This is a genomic window from Streptomyces sp. FH025 (assembly GCF_017427025.1).
Classification (GTDB): domain Bacteria; phylum Actinomycetota; class Actinomycetes; order Streptomycetales; family Streptomycetaceae; genus Kitasatospora.
In genome coordinates, this window is sequence record NZ_JAFLNG010000869.1 from 1 (window position 1) to 2,793 (window position 2,793).

The 2,793-nt window shown below is 76.8% G+C and carries 1 protein-coding gene; it reads right to left on the bottom strand.

What is annotated here, in order from left to right; all coding sequences use genetic code 11:
• Positions 1–127: 127 nt before the first annotated feature.
• Positions 128–2,793: AAA family ATPase (locus J0670_RS34980; RefSeq protein ID WP_243437965.1), on the bottom strand; the 2,666-nt coding region annotated here is incomplete at its 5' end.

Sequence of the window (2,793 nt, forward strand, 5' to 3'; positions counted from 1 at the left end):
GCCCTGGCGGACACCGCGTCAGGACACGGCCGGGAGCGCATCGACGCCCTGCACGCCGCCGTCGCCCGCGCCGAGCAGCGGGTGACGGCCGCCGAGGCCCTCCACACCGAGGCCACCACGGCCGCCGTCACCGCCGCAACCGCCACCCTCGCCGCCGAAGCCGCCCACCAGGCCGCGACCCAGCGCATCCCCCGGGCCCGTACGGCCCTCGCCGAGGCCCGTGCCGACATGGCCGCCGCCCGCGAACGCGCCGCCCACCACCGCCAGTACGTCGACGCCCTGACCGCCCGCTACGAAACGCCCCCGGCCGCCGAACCGGGCCTGCGCGGCGGACTGCGCCGCATGCTCCAGACCACCGCCGAACGCCAGGCCGTCGAGCAGCAGCGCGAACGCACCCAGGCCGAGATCCTCGACCTGCTCGTCCAGCAGCGCACCGCCCTGGAGAGCGCCCACGACCACATCGCCCGCTGCGCCCGCGCCGAGGAACTCGCCGCCGCCGACCTGCACACCCACTCGACCACCTCGCTCGCCGAAGCCGCCGCGGCCGCCACCCGGGCCCTCCGCCGCCCGGGGTGCCGGAGGCACGGGCGAGCAGGGTGTCCAGGTCGGCGCGGTCGGCGGTGGCGAGCGGGGCCAGGTGCGGGCTGGCGGGCAGGGCGTTCTCGACGAAGCTGAGCGCGAACAGGTCCTCGCGCCCGGCGACGGCGTCGCCGAGGTTCCACACGTCGGCGCGGTTGGCGAGCATGTCGGGCAGCCGGAAGAGCCGGCCGGACTCGGTGTACGGGTTGGCGGCCATCACCACCGCGAAGCGCTTGCCGCGGAGGTCCCACTCGCGGGCCTCGCCGTCCCAGACGCCGTCGATCCGGCGCTGGGCGTCGCACAGCGGGATGAAGCGCTGGAGGAACTCGGGCGAGGTGTGCTGCACGTCGTCCAGGTGGAGCAGCACGTTGTCGCCCGCGTGCAGGGCGAAGTTGAGCTTCTCGACCTCGCGCCGGGCGGTGGCGTCGGGGGCCTCGGCGGGGTCCAGCGAGGTGACGTGGTGGCCGAGCGCCGGGCCGCTGACGCTGACCAGCAGCAGGCCGAGCCGCTCGGCGAGGTACTCGACCAGGGTGGTCTTGCCGTAGCCGGGCGGGGAGACCAGGAGCAGCAGGCCGCTGCGGTCCACCGGCCCGGCGGAGCCGACCGTGCCGAGCTGCTTGGCGAGGTTGTCGCCGACCAGCGGCAGGTACACCTGGTCGATCAGCCGGTTGCGGACGAAGCCGCCCAGCGCCGCGGGCCGGTACTGGTCCAGCCGCAGTCGGGCGTGCTCGGCGGCCAGCAGCTCGCTGCGCAGTCGCTGGTAGGCGCGGTAGCCGGGCACCTCGACGGCCTCGAACTCCCGGACCGTGGAGAGCAGTTCGTCGAGCCGAAGGTCGAGTTCGCCGCCCGCCAGCCGGGGGTGGTCGCCGAGCAGCCCGGTCAGCCGGGTGCCGACCGCCCCCTCGGCCGGCCGGCGCGGCAGTGACGGGCAGAGCAGGACGGCGGCGGCCTCCGCGAGGTCGCCCCGGTCGGCGTCGGGCGCGGCCGACTCCAGCCAGGCGTCCGCGAGTTGGCGCCGTACGGGCAGCAGCGAGGGCTCCTCCGGCAGTGCGGCGAGCGCCTCCGTCAGGCCCGCCGACTCGGGCGCGGCGTGGAACTTGTCGAGCAGCGTGCCGGCGCCCGCCGAGAAGGCGAAGGAGGGCTCACCGGTGGCCAGTTCGGCCACCAGGTACTCCCCGGCTCCCGTCGCTCCCGGTACGAACTCCGCCACGGCCTCCGAGAGTTCGGCCGCCAGCGCGTCCAGTGCCGACAGGGCGCCGCCGTACGCCTGCCGGGCGAGCCCGAGCGAGCGGGCCCGGGTGTGCCAGACCAGCCGCTGGCGAGGGTCCGTGCCGTGCGCCCAGTACAGCTGGGCCGCCGCCCGGGCGGTCGCCGGGTGGCGCAACAGGCCGGCCTCCGCGCCGAGTTCGAGCAGCGCTCGGAGCACCAGCGCCGCGTCGTGGTCGTGCACCCCGCGCTGGTAGCCCTCGTCCGGGCGCTGCTCGGCGGCCCGCCGGACGTACTCCAGCAGATCGCCGTCCGCCGACAGCGCGCCCGGCTCGGCCGCGAGCAGCAGGCTGGCCGCCAGGTACTCGGCCCGGTACAGCCCGGGCGTCTCCGAGGGCAGGGGGCGCGCCCAGTAGCGTTCGGTGGCGGCGAAGGCCGGGTCGGTGACGGGGGAGCGGTAGTCGGTGCCGGTGAGGGTGAAGGCGGGGCGGCCGCGCCAGGGGAGCAGGGTGAGCTCGGGTCGCTGGGTGGTGACCGCGAACAGGTGGCGGCCCAGCCGTAGGGTGCCGGGGCCGTCCCCGGCGAGTTCGGCGCGGTCGCGCAGCGCCCGGTGGGCGCGGCTGCGGGCGGCGCGCAGCCGTCCGGTCAGCTCCTCGGCCCGGACCCGGTCGCCGAGCTCGGTCAACTGGCGTGCGAGGTCGCGGAGTTTGACGGCGGTCGGGTCGGCGGCCAGGGCGGCGTCGATCTCGGCGGCGGTGCCGAGGGCGGCCAGCCGCCGGTGCAGGGTGTCGAGGATGCGCTCGGCGGAGGTGGCCAGCCGGTCGGCGCGGCGGGCCCGTTCCTCCAGCAGGTGCTGGCGGCGGGCGGTGAGCGCGTCGTGGATCTCGGTGCGCCGGTCGGCGAGCTGCTCGCCGAGCGCCGGGTCGGCGTCGGCGAAGCGGGTCTCCAACTGCTCGATCCGCAGCAGGAGCCGGCCGAGCTGGTCGTCGCAGGACTCGGGGGTGTCGG